Annotated in this window: 18 protein-coding genes; 5 read left to right on the forward strand and 13 right to left on the reverse strand. The window is 41.1% G+C overall.

What is annotated here, in order from left to right; all coding sequences use genetic code 11:
• From AC27KT_RS08775 to AC27KT_RS08785, 3 genes are all read right to left on the reverse strand, one after another.
• Entirely contained in the window at positions 1-366 is a 366-nt protein-coding gene (locus tag AC27KT_RS08775) for a response regulator (RefSeq protein WP_487129145.1), read from the reverse strand.
• Positions 367-422: 56 nt separating this feature from the next.
• Positions 423-1,583, reverse strand: coding sequence for a methyl-accepting chemotaxis protein (locus AC27KT_RS08780; protein ID WP_487129509.1), 1,161 nt, complete (start codon positions 1,581-1,583; stop codon positions 423-425).
• A gap of 636 nt (positions 1,584-2,219) precedes the next feature.
• A complete protein-coding gene (locus AC27KT_RS08785) occupies positions 2,220-2,396 on the reverse strand; it encodes a DUF2986 domain-containing protein (RefSeq protein WP_334058541.1) in 177 nt (58 codons plus the stop codon).
• Positions 2,397-3,248: 852 nt separating this feature from the next.
• Here AC27KT_RS08785 and AC27KT_RS08790 point away from each other — a divergent pair.
• Together AC27KT_RS08790 and AC27KT_RS08795 are read left to right on the forward strand one after the other, a co-directional pair.
• The gene (locus tag AC27KT_RS08790) at positions 3,249-4,370 is read left to right on the forward strand and encodes a hypothetical protein (protein WP_487129148.1); all 1,122 of its coding nucleotides are present in this window, start codon (positions 3,249-3,251) and stop codon (positions 4,368-4,370) included.
• Complete coding sequence (locus tag AC27KT_RS08795) at positions 4,370-6,136, forward strand: P-loop NTPase family protein (protein WP_168534124.1); 1,767 nt, start codon at positions 4,370-4,372, stop codon at positions 6,134-6,136. Before AC27KT_RS08790 ends, AC27KT_RS08795 begins: the two co-directional genes overlap by 1 nt.
• A 230-nt stretch (positions 6,137-6,366) precedes the next feature.
• Here AC27KT_RS08795 and AC27KT_RS08800 read toward each other — a convergent pair whose 3' ends face one another.
• Positions 6,367-6,735 carry a hypothetical protein gene (locus tag AC27KT_RS08800; protein WP_487129150.1) on the reverse strand — a complete coding sequence of 123 codons (369 nt, stop codon included), beginning with the start codon at positions 6,733-6,735 and terminating at the stop codon, positions 6,367-6,369.
• 917 nt (positions 6,736-7,652) lie between these two features.
• Here AC27KT_RS08800 and AC27KT_RS08805 point away from each other — a divergent pair.
• A complete protein-coding gene (locus AC27KT_RS08805) occupies positions 7,653-8,519 on the forward strand; it encodes a hypothetical protein (protein ID WP_487129152.1) in 867 nt (288 codons plus the stop codon).
• Positions 8,520-8,903: 384 nt separating this feature from the next.
• On the opposite strand, the gene AC27KT_RS08810 is transcribed toward AC27KT_RS08805, so the two are convergent.
• The 7 genes from AC27KT_RS08810 to AC27KT_RS08840 all read right to left on the reverse strand — a co-directional run bounded on the left by AC27KT_RS08810 (position 8,904) and on the right by AC27KT_RS08840 (position 19,015).
• Entirely contained in the window at positions 8,904-9,164 is a 261-nt protein-coding gene (locus AC27KT_RS08810; protein ID WP_487129154.1) for a hypothetical protein, read from the reverse strand.
• Positions 9,165-9,636: 472 nt separating this feature from the next.
• Positions 9,637-10,512: a DUF3800 domain-containing protein gene (locus AC27KT_RS08815; protein WP_487129156.1), complete on the reverse strand. Its 876-nt coding sequence runs from the start codon at positions 10,510-10,512 to the stop codon at positions 9,637-9,639.
• Positions 10,512-11,402, reverse strand: coding sequence for a hypothetical protein (locus AC27KT_RS08820; protein WP_487129158.1), 891 nt, complete (start codon positions 11,400-11,402; stop codon positions 10,512-10,514). Before AC27KT_RS08820 ends, AC27KT_RS08815 begins: the two co-directional genes overlap by 1 nt.
• Entirely contained in the window at positions 11,395-12,663 is a 1,269-nt protein-coding gene (locus tag AC27KT_RS08825; protein ID WP_487129160.1) for a restriction endonuclease subunit S, read from the reverse strand. The genes AC27KT_RS08820 and AC27KT_RS08825 overlap by 8 nt, the downstream gene beginning before the upstream one ends.
• Positions 12,660-14,168, reverse strand: coding sequence for a class I SAM-dependent DNA methyltransferase (locus AC27KT_RS08830; RefSeq protein WP_487129162.1), 1,509 nt, complete (start codon positions 14,166-14,168; stop codon positions 12,660-12,662). The genes AC27KT_RS08825 and AC27KT_RS08830 overlap by 4 nt, the downstream gene beginning before the upstream one ends.
• A gap of 38 nt (positions 14,169-14,206) precedes the next feature.
• Positions 14,207-17,659: a type I restriction-modification system endonuclease gene (hsdR, locus tag AC27KT_RS08835; RefSeq protein ID WP_487129164.1), complete on the reverse strand. Its 3,453-nt coding sequence runs from the start codon at positions 17,657-17,659 to the stop codon at positions 14,207-14,209.
• 180 nt (positions 17,660-17,839) lie between these two features.
• Positions 17,840-19,015 (reverse strand): hypothetical protein, encoded by a 1,176-nt coding sequence (locus AC27KT_RS08840; protein ID WP_487129166.1) that lies wholly within the window; start codon positions 19,013-19,015, stop codon positions 17,840-17,842.
• Here AC27KT_RS08840 and AC27KT_RS08845 point away from each other — a divergent pair.
• On the forward strand, positions 19,008-19,310 hold the full coding sequence (locus AC27KT_RS08845) for a hypothetical protein (protein ID WP_342341052.1): 303 nt from the start codon (positions 19,008-19,010) through the stop codon (positions 19,308-19,310). The genes AC27KT_RS08840 and AC27KT_RS08845 overlap by 8 nt on opposite strands.
• Positions 19,311-19,536: 226 nt before the next feature.
• On the opposite strand, the gene AC27KT_RS08850 is transcribed toward AC27KT_RS08845, so the two are convergent.
• Both AC27KT_RS08850 and AC27KT_RS08855 read right to left on the reverse strand, forming a co-directional pair.
• Positions 19,537-19,929 carry a hypothetical protein gene (locus AC27KT_RS08850; protein ID WP_487129168.1) on the reverse strand — a complete coding sequence of 131 codons (393 nt, stop codon included), beginning with the start codon at positions 19,927-19,929 and terminating at the stop codon, positions 19,537-19,539.
• Between the two features lie 39 nt (positions 19,930-19,968).
• A complete protein-coding gene (locus AC27KT_RS08855) occupies positions 19,969-20,292 on the reverse strand; it encodes a hypothetical protein (protein ID WP_487129170.1) in 324 nt (107 codons plus the stop codon).
• Positions 20,293-20,399: 107 nt separating this feature from the next.
• Between AC27KT_RS08855 and AC27KT_RS08860 the strand changes: the two genes are divergently transcribed.
• Complete coding sequence (locus AC27KT_RS08860) at positions 20,400-20,726, forward strand: hypothetical protein (protein ID WP_487129172.1); 327 nt, start codon at positions 20,400-20,402, stop codon at positions 20,724-20,726.
• The last annotated feature ends 13 nt before the right edge of the window (positions 20,727-20,739 follow it).

Here is a 20,739-nt window from a genome sequence, read left to right on the forward strand (position 1 = left end):
CTAACCCAAGACGCGCTTAGTGACATCAAGAAGTTTATTCGGATCGAAGGGCTTCACCATCCAGCCAGTTGCTCCCGCAGCTTTACCTTTCGCTTTCATATCGTCGCCAGCTTCTGTGGTAAGCATTACCACTGGGGTTCTGCTATATGCGCCGAGACTACGTAAATTCTTAATAAGAGTAAGACCATCCATGCGAGGCATATTCTGATCAGTCAGTACAAAACTAAACTGCTGACTCTTACATTTATCGAGCGCATCTTGCCCGTCTTGGGCTGTGGTGACGGTATACCCAGCACCCTTTAGTGTCATCTCTACCATTTGACGAATCGACACCGAATCGTCCACAACTAAAATGTGTTTGCTCATATGCTCACTTCTCCAATGTAGGTCCTACTGACGGTGCTTCCTGTTCCTTTCTTAGCTTAGAACAATTCAACTTCTCCAGCGTCCATAGAAGTTGCAGACACTGGGTTGTGATCATTTTTTCCTTTCTCTGCGAGTCCTTTTTGGTACTCGTTTAATGCGTTAACGAAACTCTCAATATTATTGGCATCCAACGTTGCCAACTGCTCTAAAACGAATGTGATCATATCTTGGGTATACTGGATATGCTGGCCATTGATATCACCGAACTGCATACCGCGTATAGCTGCGTTTATCGACTCGTCCAGCTGTGACCCTATATCTTCAATTTGTTTCGTAGTAACAAGATCCGCTTCTGCTTTTTTGATGATTTCCGCTAGTTGATCACTTATATGTGATTTAGCATTAACAACCTGAGATATATCTTGCGAGGCTACAAATTCTGCAGTGTCAGTGAGCTTATCTACCAAACTGCGAATGTTCTCAACCTGAGTCTTAATTACGTCACTAAACTGAGTTGAGCGAGTTGATAACGCACGCACTTCATCAGCCACAACCGCAAAACCCCTACCAGCCTCGCCCGCTCTAGCAGCTTCAATTGCAGCATTTAGTGCTAACAAGTTAGTTTGAGCGGCAATATCATCAATACCGCTAAGTGCATCTATAACCGTGGGCATAGCCTGCTGAATAGTTTGCACCTGTTCCATAAGGTGCTTTGTCGACGAGGACATTTGCTCGGTTGAATCGATAAATTGGGTAAGGGTTCCGTCGGTTTCTTGGGCAAACGTACGCATACGTTCTGAATATGATTGCGTTTGCGTGCTATCAACACTCAATAACGCGTCAATACATTGTGTTTGCTGTGCTACCAGTGCCTTTAGACTGCTAAAAGCATTAGACAGGGTTTCAACAGCGTCGTCTTGAGTAGATTTAATGGACGATAAATTGGTATCGCACGTGCTCAATGAACGGGAGAGCTCTTCGGTCGCTTTTTTGATGTCAGCGCTCCCCTCTGATTCGTCCTGCGCCAGACTTTCATAATTGGGATAAATCTCGTCGACCTCATCCGAGCTTTGTGAATAGACAAATACGCTAAAGACAACCACGCCTGTAAGTACCGCAAGCGCTGTGAGCGCTGATACAAAAAAGAACAAAATCCAAGAAGCAGCTATGCCAACTCCACAAAGTACATATATGCTCTTTAAAGCGCCTTGCTGCATCGAAGGTAAGTTATTAAATGACAAAAAAACTCTCCTTGAAAAAACACTGTGACTTGAAATCAACAGCACTCATTCATGCTTGTGCACGTTACTTTGTTTGAGAAATACATCGTGCGACGCACTAACAACACATGCCGAAAAACGTCATTGTCTAGCGCAAAAAAAATATAAAGTTGCTAGTCATAACAGATAACAGCGTTATGTTTAGCCATCTCTGATCACATTAGGTAAGCGTAGTACCCATTTCGAAAAGTAGGCAAGAACATGCATAAGTTTTTTATTAAAAAAGCGTTTTAGCCGCTATTTGTGTCTAACATCCAAATAAATGCTGCTAGTAAAGTACCGAATTGACATGCACAAAGCATAAGCCGAAATCTCTAGGCTTGCTGCCCCGTGAGGGTGATGATGATTATGTTCGAGCAACGTTCTAGCGACCCTCAAAGCGTTTGATGTAAAGCATGACTATGTAAACTTCTAAAAATAGCAAGCTTGATTACAAACTGGCTATTTTGTGTTTTTGTGTTTTTGTGTTTTTGTGTTTTCGCAACTCGAAATTACACACCACGGCTTGGCAGGCCTAAATGCATCCATTGATTTAGCTGGATAACTTCATCACCGAGTTTGATCGCTGTTTTATCAGTCGACTGGTTTAGTACTTTTTTCGGTCACTGACAATTCATCGTGCTCTTGTTCTGCTAGCTTTGCCCGTTCCGCTTTAGAAATATAGGTTGGCTTATTGCTTTTATGAAGTTTAGCTTTGGCTTTCTTATCTTTCTTCTTAAGCTTAGTGAAAATTTTCTTACGACGATTCATGCCCTTCGCCCTTAATAAGTTTCGCATATTTTTCGCATTATACGATGTTCACCGCTTAAGCAGCCATATGTCTTTTCGCGAGCAGAAATTTCAAAATAGAGGAAAGAGGTTTGGAATCAAAAAAGCCCTCGCATTTCTGCAAGGGCTTAAATGATGGTGCCTCGACCCGGGATTGTAACGCGCGGCGCAGCCGCAGGGGCACGTTAGCGTGTGCCTGTGTTTTTCAACCACCGGAATCAAAAAAGCCCCGCATTCTCATGCAGGGCTCTCTGAATAATGGTGCCTCGACCCGGGATCGAACCAGGGACACGCGGATTTTCAATCCCTACAAGCCTTGTAGCAATGATGCCACCTATTGATTTTAGCGGTCTGTAGCGCCGCTTATCTGTGACAAAACACTGTGACAAAGCAAAAAATCGTCACACCTATTCTTAGTCGGATAGTGCAAAAATCCTTGTTAACTATGAGCTTTGACTGTTAAGCCAAAGCATAACAGAAATGTAATTTCCAAAGTTCAGTAAGATGCAATAACTCATATCCAGGCTACAGTTGAAAAAAGCAACTTGAAGTAAAGTTACGTCTGGCACACTATTGTCAATTCCAGCCATACTAAAGCTAATATAGACGATTGGCTGCTCCCCCTCCTCATTCTCTAATTTAAATCAACGGAATGATAACGCTATGGGATATGAGTTTGACCTAAAGTATGTAAAACTGTTTTTTATAAAAGGACATAGTAGCAAAACCTGCTCCCCTACAATGAGCAACTTAAGTGACAATATGTCACAAAGTTTAAGGAAAAATAGCATTGTGTGACAAGAATGCTATGAAGGTTTTGATTAAGGTGAAGCTTTGAGTAAAAGAAAAAAATCAGCTAACTCAGGTATAGATGCTTTATTGGGATTCGAGTTTCAGCGCAATTGTGCGTTGTACTTGCTCCTAGACCAATATCATCGATTCAGTGGGAGAGAGTTCTTTCTGAGTATAGAGCATCATGACGATTTCCTATTTTGCTATAGAACAGATTGTCGCAGCAATATTGAAGAAGTGCATTCCTATCAAGCCAAAAAACTCTCCGGCAAGGTATGGGCTATAGATAAACGTTTCTCTGAGATAATAGCTAAGATGCTAGAAGTTGGAAACGATCTGCGAAACGACCCAGCACCTAAATGCCAAAACTATACTCATGAGCTTACGTTTATATCCAATTCCGACATTGAACTTAAATTCACGCCTAATAAGCAAGAAAAAGTTGACGGAAAAAAGGAAATAACAATCCTGCTTAACGAGCAAAACTGTAAGCGTAAATACGACTCTTTCCCTCACGAAATTAAGGAAAAAATTACCAAGAAAGTAAACGGTTTATGCAACAAGGAAGAAATTACTTTTCATAAACATGAACTCGACAACCTGCATATTCAGTGGGTAGATTTTCCACGAACAAAGAAGGCACAAAAAGATTGCCTGGTCGGGCTAATGAGGAGGAAATTTCCACATGTATCAGATTCTTTTGCGGCCGTTGAGTTACTTCTTAGTCTGTTTAGGGAAGTTGAAGCCATTTACAACCAAGGCAAAGTTATTACTTTACTTGACAGTTCAAAGAGGGTTGAGGGCGATGAAATCAGGAAAGCGATTGATGTTATTGAAACGGAACAAAAGACATTCAAGCTGTGGAGAGATCACTCAACAGAACTAGCGCGTAGGTTTCGAGTTCCTATAGGTATCCAAAATAATCACGAAAACTATATTAAGAACACATTTGAACTTCTCAAGGACATGATGAATAACGAACATCAGATAATAAAAAGCTTTGTTAGGGACAATGACTACTCTATGAGTTATTACAGCCATGAGGAAATGTTTGAAGCGTACGTTTCGGATATTAAAAGTAAAAATAGCATCAATCTAAACGATATTGATATTTTCTTCTCTACTTTATGCGCATTTGTAGAGCACCACGGAAAGGCCTTGTAATGAACCATACAATTACGTTTAAAAAATTATTTGTAAGCTCGAAATCGCATAATTGTTGCTTCAGTAATGAATTTTCACCTGGTGTAAATATAATCAGTGGACGCAACACTTCAGGTAAAAGCTCTTTGATCCTGAGTCTTATGTTCGCGTTTGGAGTTAATGACGTCAGAGAAAGTTTAGAAGAAATCCTGTCATATGAACCGACGTTCAGAGTAGATTTTACGAAGAAAGTAGGTGATATTGAGGAATATTACGCTATTGTCAGGGACTCAAAATCAATCTATGTCAAAGAGCCAAGCGGAAAGGTAGTTTCTTTCCATGGAATAGATGCAGATAACAGTGTTGAGCACATCAGACTGAAGGATTACATAAGAGAATTGGTTGGATTTTCGCTTATTCTTGAGCAAAAAGGAGAGCTAAAATCGGCTCCGCTTGAAAGCATGTTTTTACCATATTATGTTTCTCAATCTGTAGGCTGGGTATATTTGCGTGAGTCATTCTCTAATCTTCAATATTACAAGGGATTTAAAGACGACTATTTAGATTATTACCTAGGTATAAGTAATAGATTTGATCGCTTGGAGCATAGAAGGTTAACGAAGGAAAAAGATCGACTAACTGCTGAATTAAATAATCTCAAACGATACACTAAGAAAGCAGAATTTCAGTTTTCTAATTTGGTTGACGAAGCGTTTGGCGAGCAAGCAGAAGCCTATATTGAAAACTACGTTTTAAAGGCAAACTTATTAGAGGAAGAAAGGAACAAGTACATAAAGCTTTGTAATGAATTTTCTCTATTACAAAATCATCATAGAATTCTGAAAAGAACTAAGAGTAATATCAAAAAACAGAGTTACAACGATGTTGATCGTTGCCCAGCCTGCACGCAGGTTCTGTCATACTCACTTGAAGGCTTGTACAGCTACTATCAAAAATATAATGATACTTTAGAACTTGAGTCACACATTACAGATAAGCTAATAGATAAAAAGTCTAAGATAAATTCGTCTAAGAAAAAAGCGACGGCAATCGAGAACGAAATTTTTAATGATTATGGCGTACTTCTGGACAAAAACGTCGAAGGAGTAACGTTTCAACAGTGGGTAGAAAATAAAGCAAATATTACACTATATAAAAGGATGCAAGCCGATATTGAGCAATTAGAAAGAGATTTAGAAGACGTTAAACTTTCTCTTGGCTCTATGGTTACTGAACAAGAAACCATGTTTTCACGAATAAGTAAGGAAAAGGCATTCAAGAAGATATTCACAGAGTATACATCACAGTTAAACCTTAGGCCTTTGACTGATTCTCGATATTTAGATTTGTACAAAATACATTCTTTCCCACGTCAAGGTGTTGAACTTCACAAAACCGTTATGGCTTATCATTTTGCTTTAAATGCCATGATAGCGAAATCGAAAACAGCCCATAGACTACCATTCTTGCTTGACGCCATTCTCAAGGAGGATATAGATGAGACTAACTTGGAGACTATTCTGTCATTTATTGCGAATAATCTGCCAAGTGATACTCAGACGTTTCTGTCTATATCTGAGCATGTTAAAGAGCCTAGTGATGAAGAAAGTGAAGAAATAAAACCTATCGAAAAAGTCAGAGTTAAAGACGTTCAAAATGCTTACTTTCCGACTAATTCAAAGCTGTTTTACGTAGGAGCAGGAAAATTTGAGCGTAGCTTTTTATCTCAACCATTAGAAAATTATCAAGAACTTTATGAAGAAACCATTGATATAACTATAATCTAAATGAAGAACTGAAGTGTACTAGCTCAGACCTCAGCTGACAGCTGCCATTTTTTAGTGCCCATGTCAGATTAGATTTGAGCTAAGTTTTTCCCATCTGTTCACATCAATAACAAAAACTAACCGCCAGCCTTCATATACTTTTCTACTAACCGTTCAAAAGAAGGTATTAGCCAGATAGCCAAAGCCACTAGTAGCAATAACACCAGTAAGACTAATTGAAATAAAGTCATCTACCAATCTCCGTCACTTCCTGACAGGTCGTTAATTCCAAAATCGTCAAAACCATTATCAATAGACGTTGTGTCTGTCATCCAGTCGGTGTCAGAGTGGATATCACATCCACCGATCATATCAGTATCTATAGAACTAATATCGAGCATGGTATCCACACCTAGGTGGTCTGATATATCAGTGCCGCGTGGATTTCCTTCTACGTCGATAGCACCAGGGCAGCCTTTTACCCCACTAGATAAAAGCGGTAATCCCGTTGCTTCATTAACTCCAGGCGCATCATACTCGCTCTCATCGAGAGCTGAAGTATTAGCCTCTTCACTGCTTTCTGAGCAGTGTCCGAACAATTTATAGCTTAGTAATGACATTGTGCTGTCCTCTGGTTTATTTATCAGCACAAAATTACGTTAATGAAAAATACACCTAATGCAAACTCTGTCCTTTTAACGGCCAACAGAGAGCTGTGGTATCGCAATTAATTGTTAAACTAAAGATGTCGAGTCTTTACTAAAAAGCGTTAGCCGCCACGCAAAACTAGTCAGCTCTCAGTTGCTGAAACCCTGTTACATTTTTAGTTCATACCTTTTTCCTAATCATAGTTTTACTAGTTAAAGTTTGCGGCTTCTACTTAAGAAGCCAGACTCGACATGAATATTCTCCTTCAAAAAAATTTTTTAAATAAAGTCTGATTATGCTTGGGAAGCATGAATTACTAGTTGCAAAGCAAAGTGATAACAACAAACTAAAAGTTTGCGTGCAAAAAAGCGGTTGTGAAACAACTCAATAGCTCGCGTTAAAAGACAGTTGCGACGCAATTTTCTTTTGAAGCTGGCGCATGTTCGCGGTTGCGAACTACCCCCTATTTTGTTTTGCCCTAGCAAAATTTGATGAATAGGGCGAAAGCGCTATGAATCAAACACCATACCGCGAGCGACGCTAGCGCAACGAATAGCTGTGTATGAAATACAAAGATAGAAGTGTGCAGAATGGGGGGTAGTGCGCAGCACGAGAACATGCGCCTTGAGCGTTGGTGCTAGACGCGAATGCGTCGTAGAGTCGCTGCGTTGACGAACGTCAACATCAGCAGCGGCGGGCACTATAAGCGTTTCGCTCACAACAAACGTTGTGAGCTTTCTTTTTTCAGGTGGGTTATAAACAGGGAGCCGCAATGGGTGTATGAGAGTTTAAGAAACTCACAGTTAAAAACCCGAAAGAGATCCTTAAACACTTAAATTTTGCGTTTGCTGTTCCTTTGTAGTTTTTCAATTAATAAACAAGGAACACAATGATGAATTCTAATACACCTTCCCTAGACACCGAACACCAAAAATATTTCAACCTGGACATGAGATTCCACAGGAGCACTAATCCCGTTCATCGAGGACGGCAAAAAAAGTATTTAGCGTTACTGCTCGCCGCTAGATTTGGTTTTGTATCTGCCATTACATGTGAAGCAATATGGCAGATTAAGCGGCACAAAGTTTTAGAGTCTCTAAATAGAATAGTGAAAGAAGGACTTCTATCAATTGCAGAAACAGATAGGGCGGCAGATGGGCGCATATATGTACTAACTCATTCAGGTGCTAGGTTTGCGTCGGACTTGATGCGAATAGACATCCCTTTCCGCTCCTCACAAGAGCCAATCACTCAGGTCAATCAAAATGCAATCATGCACGACTCTATTATGAGCTTTGTGCTAAGCCTGGGATTGCAAAATCAAACAAAAGATGGCATCCCAAAACCTCTTTGGGATGGCTATTTAACTGAACCTGAATTTAAACGAATTCACAGTTCATCAAATATAAAAAATGTAGATGCTTTAGTACAGCTAGCCAATGGCGAGGTGGCAGCTGTTGAACTAGAAGCTTCATTTAAGCGGAAGCAGCAACACGAAAAAACGTTACTGAAATTGCGTGACGCAATGCTAGGTGAAAATAGACTTTACGATAAAGTCTTCATTATTCCCTGCTCTCAAAAGATTAATAGCGACACACAACGCTTTCACAAACAATTGTTTGAGGAAATGCCTCATCGTTATGATCGTAAAACGAAACAGCCTCTGCTAAGTGAAACTGATGCCAAAAAACTCCAAGAAAAAATCATCTATAGAACAAAGTTTATTGACCCAATAGAACAGACATTTTATCGATAAGCTATTGTCGGAAGAAAAAGAGCACCTTGCGGTGCTCTTAATATTTATTGATGAAGTTTTTTACGAAGCCGTTTCTCTTGTAGGTAGATTGCGAGAGCGAATAGATATATTAGAAGTATATATAACGCCCCTTTAATCCCCACGAACGGATAGGTGCTGTGTGGCTCAAACCCAGTTATTATTTGAAATATCCAAATAACAAATACTACGTCCCCGATACTCATCAAAAATTTAGTCATCATGTCTAATACCATGACGACGATTTGTTGCTTAGTCATTTGTCCTCCTAAGTTGCTTATGACCCGCATAAATAACTAAGAACGACTCATGGTAACTTTCGTGGAACAAGAAAACGGGCATAGAATGCCCGTCAGTAAAATCGCTTTATTCGTCTGTCATAAATCGTAGAACAATACCTGCTGACAGTGCGAAAAATAACGACGCAGCTATACACACACAGTTGTAATAAAAATACTTATTCAACTCAAAATCTGCTTCAGCAGCAGCCTTCCAATCTAGCAATACAGCGACTATCTCATGCCAAAATGGAAACAGTGCGAACGCGAGGAATATATACCCTAGTGTCATGCTATTTTTTGAAAATTTAATAAGTGTGTTAAAAGCTAATTCTTTCGTGATCTTCATGTTGATATCCTTAGTTAGTCCTAAAGATATCTAAGCTTGCTAGAGGGAAATTTTTGCACAAAAGAAAAAAGCAGGCATTAAAACGCCTGCTTTCTATTTTTTAGCTCTGCCAGTATCAACCATGATTATAGCCATCGCATTCGTGACTATAACCAAACAAGAGTGCCTAGCCCTAGCTCTTCTACACAGTTAATCTCACGTTACGTGATTTACAGCAACTGCTGGATTTCCTTGTGTGGGCTTCCAATCGATAATCCCGTTTCTAGGACAACGGGTGATGGCATTTAGCGAAGTGGTCGTGAGCGTTCCTCATCAGTATGCTTAAGGCTTCATTGTTCAATAGCGCCTAGCCTAGGGAAATATAAAAGTTCCTTTCTTCAGAACCATTGCCATTGACTTAAATGGTTACAGATACCATACTATGCATCAAGTGGATTGAGCATTCTCGGTCGGCGTCAAAACCTCGGTGGATTCATCGGGGTTTTTCGCTTTTTGGACTAGGGTAAACTCTCATCCCAACGCCCTCAAAAGCAGTTCCTAAGCTGTCTCTCCCTCCTTCGCAGTAAAACTTTTCTCGAAGAATATCGAAAGCTCTGTTGTTTTGTTCTGGGCGAAGTGTATGAAGCCCTATAGGTCTCGCAACTAGGTCTGCTAGTTGTAACCCTGAAGACATAACTTTTTTGTCAGAGAAAATTATTTCATAGGGCAATTGCAGATTTTGTTTATTGTTACCATCACAGATACGGCGAAATTCTAGCTCTAAATCTCGATCCTCTTTATCCCCCCTGCATTCAACAACTATGTGTGTTTTCTTTTCGCTCTGGCCTTTCTCCGTAAGAAAACCATTTAGCGCTTCCATACACATACCCAATGCTATGTGGTAAGCATTATCGTCAGGGTTCGAGCGCAACTCGCGTTTATCTATAGTGGCGCTTATCAAGATGAAATTACCGACCTCGATTATTTCAGTTAGCTCGTTCAAAAAATGCTGATGATGCTCTTTGCCTTTAAATATATTGAACGCGCCCTTTCGTCGCCTTATTTCGTTTTCGTGAAGCACCACTTGGTCATGGCCGAAGTGGTTGAACTTAAACTTCTCTAAAGCAGGAACAATTACTTCACTGTAGTGACGCTTGTGAAATACACAAAATGCTAGAACAAAGATGGGATAGTTTTCATCAATACTCTGGAGGCTGTGATCACCACTTTCATCCACGTACACGATGTATTTGGAAAAATCACTTTCATCTAACGATTGGGGGTTGTGACTTTTTAGCTTTTTAAGATTTTCCTCATCAATCTCAAAAAGCGGCAACTCATGCTGGACGGGTTGTTTTTCATCTGTCATTACCGAGCATCCAGTTCAGTCAAAACAAACCATAGGCAATTAAGAGCAAGGTTTGCATCTTGGTCGTCTATTGATCTGGTATTGTGCTTATGGCTTTCATTTGGTTTGCCACGCGAGTGCAGTACGCGAACAATATCAGCATTTTTAGAAATTAAATCCTGACCATCACGTTTTGGGTCGTTTACTTTATTGCGTTCAAGGTATTTACTAATTCCTTGGCCTAAATCTAGCGTTAAGTTGTCGGCTAAATCACCAAACACAATACTCAAAGCATCTCGGCACCTATCTACGGTATCTTTTGGCGATAGTTTATTGGCGCTAACTTCAACTTGCTCCAGAGCACGCTTTAACTCTTTTCTTGCAGGCGCAGAGTATTTATTGAAGTTTACGTCCGGTACAACGCCTAAGCTTCTGACTGCTTTAAGCGTAAGCAGTAGCGCTCCGTCGTATTGTTTTTCAATCGCAAGAATGCTCCAGATACTATGATGCGGAGCCTCACCAATTGTGACATTTGGAAACTTTGAAAGCCCTCTTAACTCGTTCAATGGTGAACGCTGGTAGGTAATGAGTTCGGTTTCTTGCGCAGCGCCGCTTGCCCAACCAACTAACTTTAAGTCTTTTCTAGTTTGGTCGTGTACTCGCCAGACCTTTGGCTGTGTTTCAGTGGACAGCTTAACCACTCGGCCACGCCGAATTTTAGTAATAGGGTCGAAGCTGTCTTCTCGAAACAGTAGAGGCGGAAAACCGTCAATACCATGATTTGGTGCATCTACACTTAACTCGTGAAAGGCTATAGGGAACAGGTTTGAGCGACCTTCAATCGGTATGCCTGACCCCGAACTTCCTTCATAAACTCTGCCTGTCTGTTTACAGATTCCAAGCTCACACATTTAGCGTCTCAATTGAGCTTTCGATTGATTTGATTTTTGAATCGACTGAATTTGACAATAACTCGCCTTTGAAAGCTTTAGCTAGTATTGATTGAGTGAGTTTGTCTAAACGAGCTTTGGCGGCGTTGTATTGATTTTCTACTGTGTTTGAATGCTCAAGCAATGCATTAACTCTATTAACTATTTCAAGCTGTTCTTTCAATGGCGGTACTCGAACTGGATACTTTTTAAGGGCTTTACCTGTTAAGTGCTTTATTGTTGTTCCCGTATATAACAGGGATAGTCTTTTTGAAAAATAGTCATCTTCAATACTGAAAAGCAAAAAATCTGGATTCAATTCATCTGCACAACGAACCCTATGTAGTGCCTTTTGAAATACGATGTCAGTTTTACCACCTCTCCAAACAGCACCTCTGCCAGGTTCCCCGCCTTCACATAAAAGTAAGTCACCGTCTTGAATGTTTAGTTCTTCTTGTTCTTTCTGGGAGACTAGTATTTCTTTTAAATCTTCCAGTTCAAATTTATGCCACCTTAAATTTACATTTCCCAAATATTTAGTAGCTAAGCCAGTATTTTTGTTTTTATCAAGCATTTTACCTAGTCTAGAACTAGCAACTTCAGGTAAGAATTTTACATTCCAGCTATCTGGAACATCTTTTATTAACCATGTTGATTCTTCATCACTAAGATGTTCATTCTCCTCACGCCAGTTTTTGGTGAGTTCGCCAGAGGTGGCAGCAGCAAGCACAGACTGGCGGAAGCGTTTTAAGATAGCGGGGATTTTATCGAGGCGGGCTTGGGCGGCTTCGACTTTCGCGAGCACGCTATCGAGTTTATCTGCGATGCGTTTTTGTTCTTCTAATGGAGCAACTGGTACTTCATAAGTTTTGAAATTGCCCATCTTGAGGTAATTTGTAGCAGAGCCATATTGCTTATCTAAATTGGTATCTTTCCATTTATAACGTAGCTGCCAATATAGATACTTCGGGTGGATGGTTATATCGCTGAGCACATAGGTTCTCTGATAGGCCTCAATTTTACCATCGTAATAATTTACTAACCCAACATTAGCTCCATTTCCAGGCAAAATGATCAACTTACCTTCATATGAATACGTTTCTGACTTCAAAGGTTCCATCGCACATGTAAAGAAGGAAAACTCTCCATTGTCTGAAGCATGGTTTGCATCAACCTTTCCTGTCGACACTTTACATAAATCGAAGAGTTTTTCTTTGCTCCATCCCTTAGGCAACTCACTCATAGCACAACCTCTTCCGAAGCTTCTGCTACATCCAACTCAACCAAAATCGACTGTAAATCGGTAATTGCGCCCGCCAGCTCTTCAATGGCCTCATTAATCAGCACATCTGGTTCAGGCAGTTTAGAAGCGTCTTCAACACTATCGTCTCGAATCCATGCCAAATCTAACGAGTCTTCTTTCGCAGCAATTTCTTCGCGGGTGAATTTACGCAGGCGACAAGTATCGACATCCCCTACATCACTACCATTTTGATGGTTATCGATAAAAGCTTGGCGCTGAGCTTCATCAACCTGAGTAAGGTCGCTGCCTACTGCCTCATAAAACTCATCGAAATGAGCTTTGGTTAATACCGTGCGCTTGCCGAACTGCGGCATGTTAGCTCGCATGTCGTAAACCCACACATTTTGGGTGTTACCTGTGTCTTGATTCACATCTTTTGGCTTATCGAAAAACAGCACATTTGTTTTTACGCCCGCCGCATAGAAAATACCTGTCGGTAAACGAAGGATGGTATGCAGGTTACATTTTTCCATTAAATCGTTACGTATCTTGCGCCCAGTGGAGCCTTCGAACAATACGTTATCAGGAAGCACTACCGCCACTCGACCACCAGGCTTAAGCATGGTTTGGTACATGGCATGAAGAAAAGCCAACTGCTTGTTACTGGTGTAATGTACCAGGTCGTCACGGGTTGGAACGCCACCACCCTGCTTTGTCCCAAAAGGCGGATTGGCTAGAATAAGCGAGGCTTTGGGTAAGGCTTTACCTTCGTTTGATAAAGTATCACCGTACAGTACACCTGCGTTGTCATCGTCAATCGCTAAGTCGTGTAGCATTAGGTTCATCATTGCCAGGCGGCGAGTATCTGGCACTAATTCCATGCCAAAGAAGGTTTTATGCTGATACTTGTCGTATGCAGTTTCCGAAAGGCTTGAGATGTCGTTGTGTTCTTCTAAATACTTATGTGCAGCGATGATAAACCCGCCTGTGCCTGCCGTTGGGTCTACCACAACGTCGTCGAGCGTTGGGTGCATTAGCTCTACCATTGCATCAATAAGCACCCTTGGCGTGAAGTATTGGCCTGCGCCCGACTTCTTCTCACTCGCATTGATTTCCAGCAAGCCTTCGTACATATCGCCCAAGCCTTCTACCTTGGCTGAGTACCAGTCTAGCTTGTCGATTTCGGTTACCAGCTTGTTTAATGTTGCTGGTTTGCGAATACAGGTTGCTGCATCAGCGAAAATCGCTTTTGTAATTAACGAGCCATGTGAACCAAGGTGAATAAGTAGCTTTTTGTATTCTTCTAGTCGTGTCGCTGCGTTGAAGTTTTCAATATCGCTCCAGCGATAATTTTCAGGAATGAGATTATCTTGCCCTGTTTCTTCAACCATTTTCAGGAAGATTAGGTAAGTAAGTTCGTTCAGGTACTCGTGGTAAGTTACGCCGTCGTCGCGCAAGACGTGACAAAGGTTCCATAACTTGCTGATTAAATCTTGTGTACTCATGCTACTGTCTCTTATTTTGTTCGTTGCACAACCTGCAATCAGGCTGTTGCTTTATCATCTGTGTAACCGCCGTCGTCATCGTTTATCCACAATGCTCGATTAAACTGGGCGAGGATGTCAGTGATAGGCTGGTCGAAGAGTTTGTTGGCGCGATTGATGCCACCAAGTCGTTGCTTGAAAATACCTTCATTCAAATTGGCTTCATCAACGATGATGTTAGCTTTCATTTGTTTGGCAATGGTGCTTAACCAGTCCCGCTGCGGTGTTTTCCACGGCTGACTGGCAAGTATTCTATCTAATGCTCTATCTACTCGTTCTTCGTATGGAATAAGAGCTTCACCTATTGCGGCCTGGCGAATGTAACCAATGATTCTGGCGGCGATATCTTCATTTCGCACTTCTTTCCATGCCGCCTTGAGATCTTCTTCTCTAAACTCGTTTTTTTCAAGTTCTAATGCTAATTGTTTCAAGCTTTCACGGGTTAATTCCCACGGACGTTGAATGACTGTTTGAATTGCAACCATTCTATTACTGTTAGCATTCACGAAGTCGTTAAAGGCGGTTAGGTAGTCTTCTGGCTTCTGGCCGCTGCCATAACCTGTTGAGGTATCGAGCACCTCGTCTTCATGCTCAGAAACCACAATTCGATTAAAACCACCCGTGCCCTTTACTTTCATATCGAGCAGCTCGCCTAAGCCTGGATTATTTAAAAACCAGTCTGCTACTTCCTGCACAGGCTTTGATTTTAACTCTTGGGCAAACTCCTGAGGCGGCTTTCCAACAATGCGCTCGAATTCGCTTTGCTGAGTTTCTGTGAGGTAGCGCTTCTTACTTTGAAGCTTACTCAAAAATTGGTCTCTCGCGAGTTCCTGAAGTTTGCTGTCTTTACCCTCTTTAATCTCGCTTTCTAGTTTGCTAAAGGTAATGTCTACGTTCGTGACCACGGGCTTCATTGTGTTCACTTTTTCGAGCTGCTTGTAAATGTCTACAGCATCGTAAATACGAAACCGCTCTTTAGCGATGTCGTCACAGCGACGCGTAGCTCGGCCTAGCATTTGTTCATAAAGAATACGACTGTTCACGCGGCGCATGAATACAAGGTTGCAAATGGAGGGCACGTCCACGCCAGTGGTCAGCAGGTCTACCGTGACTACAATGTTAGGGAGACGGTCGTTCTTATAACGCCTGATAAGCTGGAGCGGCTTATCGGATGCACCCGTTATTTTCATAATTGCGTCATCGTCAACGGCTCCATGATAATGCTCACACGCGTCTTTAAGCGCCTCTACCATTTCATCAGCATGTTTGTCAGTTACACAAAAGATGAGTGTTTTCTCTTGAGAGTATGGGTCGATTGAATCACTTTCTATCAACCACTTCGCTATCGCTTTAGTAAACTCTGGCGCTATTACTTTTCTGTTGAACTGTGCAACATCAAAATCGAGTTCATCGGGTGTGTGAATGAGTTCAAGTTGATTGGTTTGCGGGTCGTAAACCTGCACTTCTTCATTCACATTGTAGTGAATACCATCGGTGTTGAGTTTGGTATGAATTCTTACAGGAGGTAGATGGTCAACGAGGTAGCCATCAATTACTGCTTCGGTATAGCTGTAAGAGAATACTGGGTCGCCAAAGATATCGGTGGTATGTATGGCTGGCGTGGCTGTTAACCCAATTTTAAATGCATCGAAGTAGTCTATTACAGCGCGATATTTTGAAACATAATCTTGCTGATCTCTAAACTTTACCTCGGTTTCACTTAGCTCTCGGTCTAACAGATAACCACGGTGACACTCATCCACTACGATGCAGTCATACTGCCCTACACCTGGCTTAGTCGCATCTTCTGACGGGTACATAATACGCTTAACCAAACCTTGCACTGTAGCTACGTGTACTTTGGTGTCGTCATCAGGCGTGGTTTTTGGATTTTTTTCTGGCTCCATGCCCAACACGTCAAAAGTATCTGCAAACGTGTTGAGGTTTTCCATGCGTACTTCACCAAAATCGACGGTAGCCTGAACGCCCAGCGCACTGCGGTCTACCAGAAACAGGATTCGGCGAAAGCGTTCTGCTTTTAGAAGGCGATATACCAGCGCGATACAGGTTTTTGTTTTGCCCGTTCCGGTTGCCATTGCTACAAGCGCACGCTCTTTTTCATCTTTAATAGCTTGCTCAACGCTTTGAATGGCTTTTTTCTGATAGTCACGTAACTGAAGTTCGTATTCAAAGCCCATGTCATCTAATTGTGCATTGGCTTTTTGGGGTGTTTGGCGTAAATACGTTTTGATTTCTTGAGGAGAATACCAGCCTTTCAATGCTTTACGGCGATTAGTGGTATCACGAACGTCTAAAAACCAGATCCCGCTTTCTTGTTCCAGTTGTTTTAAATACGCGCGGCCATTGGTTGCGAACGTAAGTGGTACTTTGAATTCACCGTATTCAGTAACCTCAATATCATCAGTTAACGATGCAATACCTTTTGCATAACGTTTGGCCTGGTCGATAGCGCCATAGACATTCTTGGCATTTTTCTTTGCTTCGACGACAGCCACCAGCATTGTGCCGATAAAGAGTGCGTAATCAGCTGGCCCAGAATCTGTGGGCCACTCTGCAATAGCACGGTTTTTATTGGGTTCTGGGCGAGCACCTTTGGCATAGCGCAAATTCTCTGTATCAGCTTCCCAACCTGCATCAATAAGTTGCTGGTCAATGATGACACGGGTTTCCGCTTCATCCATTTCAAAGTGAGATTTTTCTATGCGTTGAAGCTCGGCAGCCTGCTGCTCTTTCGGTTGCGCTTTGAAATGGTCAAAGTTGACTTTGTTTTCACGCTCAACTTCAGCGCGATAATTGGCAAGCGCTTCTTCTTGCTCATGCGCCAATTGTTCCCATATCTCACGCTCTTCAGCCATTCGCTCTGCACGAAGGCGCTCAGCCTCGGCTTTTTCATGCTCAATTTGACTAAGCTTTTCAGCTACCTTTATGCGGTCTGATGTGCGTTGAGATTCAATCTTGAGTTGTTCTAATTGCTCTTCTATTTCTCTAACGTAAGCGGAGGGATCTTCAGGTTTTACAAACTTGGAAACTTTAAAACCTTTGGCCTTGTCTCCTCCAAATGTGGTGTGAAACCACATGGAAAGCGCGTGACCTACCATCATCGACTTCAGGGCGTCGCGGTGGCTGCTACTATCAAACTCGTGGGTTGCTGTATTTCCTAACTTTCTTAAAGTATGAAAAGCGTCTCGAACGTTGTCATCTAATCTAAGTGAGTAATCTATATCGCGAAGTAAATCTACTTGCTTGATATCGTTGCCAAACTCAACGCCCACACGGGCTGCAATATTCTGAGCAATGGCTTCGCCGAGTTGGCGCATTTTGATAAGTGTTGTATTAGGATCAGAGGAGAAGTTGCGCTCAGCACTTGCTGCAAGGTTATAAAACCAAACTGCGTGTGCTTTAAGAAACTCAAAATTGCTTGTGAATACCATACAACTTTCCTTGTCTACTTATCTACTGCTCACACTATATACTAAAGTTTAATCTTGATTAAGATTTTACTGAATACAGTGTGTTCGAATTTAATAATTATATCCGCAAGTTAGCATTACTTTCATTCAACCTCCACGTCGCTCATCGCGCCTCTGATTTATGCTCAAAAGTTCTCTCGCTCATATGTTGAAATATGAATAAGGAAAGCCTATAGAATTCTTCACTGGATACTCTTTACTCAGCCTGGATTCATAATGACTAAAAGCTCGAAACTTATTAAATTCGTGAGCTGATAACGCCTTCCTTATATCAAAAAATATCGATATATCTGTACTGAACAAAAACATGCTCCCAAATTGGAGCAATGGAACTTCGTTTATATGCGGAAGAGCTACGGTATTACTGTTCAATATAGAGTCGAAGCTTGAAATTGCGTTATAAGAACAGAGCTTGAAGTTACCTAGCAAATATTTAGGCCAAGGCAGCTCCCCCTTTTCAGTCTTTATGAAAGTCTTCACACCTTTAAGTTTTTTGCCATATACGTTATCGAGGTGCTCGATTCTTTTGACAATTTGAAGAGCATGTTTTGTTTTTCTTATCTTGTAAGCTGCTTGTGCAGCTCTGCCTTTCTGAGAGTGTAGAATAGATTGCTTCTCTGCCAATTCATTTTTTCGAATTAAATCTTCTAGAAAGCAAATAACCTCTTCAATCGAAAATTTAGGAGAACTGAAGTAGGGTTTAAGCTTCGTATTAAGAACAGTCGGCGATAGAAACTTTTGTGACTCACCAAAATTAATTAAGTCACCATCAACAAGTACCTTAAATTGCAAACGCTCAGATTCAGTTAGCGCTTCGAAAAACGTTTCAATCAATCCATCGTAACGATGGTTAAACTGTAATATTGTTTTTTCGGAGAGCGGCTTTACTCGCTTATAAATGTTATTTAAAGCGCTTATCTTGCTATCTGCATCGATAATTTTTTGCTCTAATTCTTCGTACTCAGCATGTACGACACGCCCTATTCGACGTCCCAAGCTCCTTTTTATTTCTCTCTGTTTTTTGATAATTGCCCTTCTGTCCTCACTAGATAAAACACTATCTTCAATCCATTTATTGTTTTCTATTTGGGTAATTTTACGGACATCGCTTGCCACAACGTAACTTTCATCGACGAAAGCTAACTTCTGTTTAAGTACGGACACCCCTACATTTGTGGATTTTTTGTAGACCAACTTATTCCATCCGATTGATTTTAAAGCCCAAGCGCTAATTACACCTTTTTTAGCAACGCCGCCGCAAGAGTATTTAAATACCATTATCAACACAACACATAAGCAGGAACTAAAAATGAACATACTTATTACTCTTACACAAGGCGCTATCAAAAACGGCTACATAAACCTTAGAGGCAATCTAGACAAATTTGAGAGTCGGTATATTGGCGCAAGTGGTGAGGATCAGCATGGACATATGTTGCTGCTTGATATAGGTGATGGCGAAACCTTCGGTAGCGATGTATGCAGTACGTATCACCGTTTTCGCAATAGGACTGCCCTAAAAGCACTTGTACAGAAATATGGGGTTAAAGCGGGAGACACAATATCTCTTAAAAAGCTATCAACCAGTCATTGGTCAATTTCAAAAATGTAGTCATAACCCCAGCGGGCGGTGGGTTTGGTAACACCCGCAACCAGGCTTTAATCTTCACTCCCCGATACAATCGGTTCGAAGATATTGGCTTTTTACAAGGATATTAATGCGATTAGGGGTATTGATAGAGAGGTAAAATCCAAAAGTGACTGGCTGACAGCGGGAAAGACCGCGATATTCCGAATATTTTGTATTTGAAAAAGCCTCCGCAAGGAGGCTATTAGTATTAAAGAGTAAGTTTTCTCCACCGAGCTTTACAAGCAATCATCCACGTCTCAGCATCAATACCAAAAATTGACTCTATTTCATCCGAAAAGTGTTTTAGAAAGTTACGAATTTCTTCGTGGTATCTCAGTAACACAGTCAATGCTTCTCTGTGGTTCCTATATTTGCCTTTGCCATCAGATAATTCATCAACTAATGAAGAGCTAAGTGATATCCCCAGCCATTGGCCTGTTTCGCTGCGATGTAAGTAAATATATCGCTGATAATCCAGCCGTAAGTCCTCACCTTCAATTTCTAAGTTTGCTAACAGCAAAATGGTTGAGTCATCTCCTGTGAAAGGTGACTTTGACTGCCGCTTATATTTTCGAATGATACTAGGCTTTTTGTCTTGCATATTGTTACTCCTTTTTTGTCCTTAGAAGTAACTAAGCTCCTAGTCGGGAAAATCTTCGCTTATATCGTCGAAGTCAAACTTCATTTGTTCTGAAAAAAATTCGAAATCGTCCTCTGTCCACTCTGCATATAACAAAGGTTCACTCACTACTACACCAACAAGCTCTCGAATAAGAGGCAAATACGAAGGGTCAGTAATCACCTGATTTTGCAATACTACGTTCATTATCGAATCTTCGATGTGTTGGTTATTTCTATACTGCGCACCGTCTATTTCATCTCTAAACAAGAGAAACGCGTTAGCTAGTGAGCCAAAAATGTCAGAGATAACAGCGGAGCACAGGTAAGTGTTATTGGTTGTCATAAAATTCCTTAATTTAATGGGTTTCATGACTAAGTAGTTCGCGTAAACGAAAAATTTCCGTCCGTGTGGCTTATTTCACTATAAGACTTAAATGATGGAGATAAGACATGACAAACTTGAAAGTGGTTGAAAGGTCTACACACTTTTTCTCAGATGACGAAGACTGTATTGCACTATACGAACATAATGACTCATATATCTACTATGTTCGAAATTACGTATCACAAACTGAGTTTATCATCATAAGCCATTCCCTTATGGATACACTCCCAGAGCAGGCCAGAACTTTAACTGGTGTGTACGTAACAATGCATTTTGGCGTGTTGAAGTATTTTCAAGACGAAGTGACGCACCACGTGATGACAAAAGGCTTGCTAGCGCACTTTCACTATCTTTTTAACTGCACAGTTTCACATTTTATTGAGCAGCTGTAGCAATACTGAGCCA

It is taken from the genome of Alteromonas sp. 5NW40-0090 (assembly GCF_057552975.1).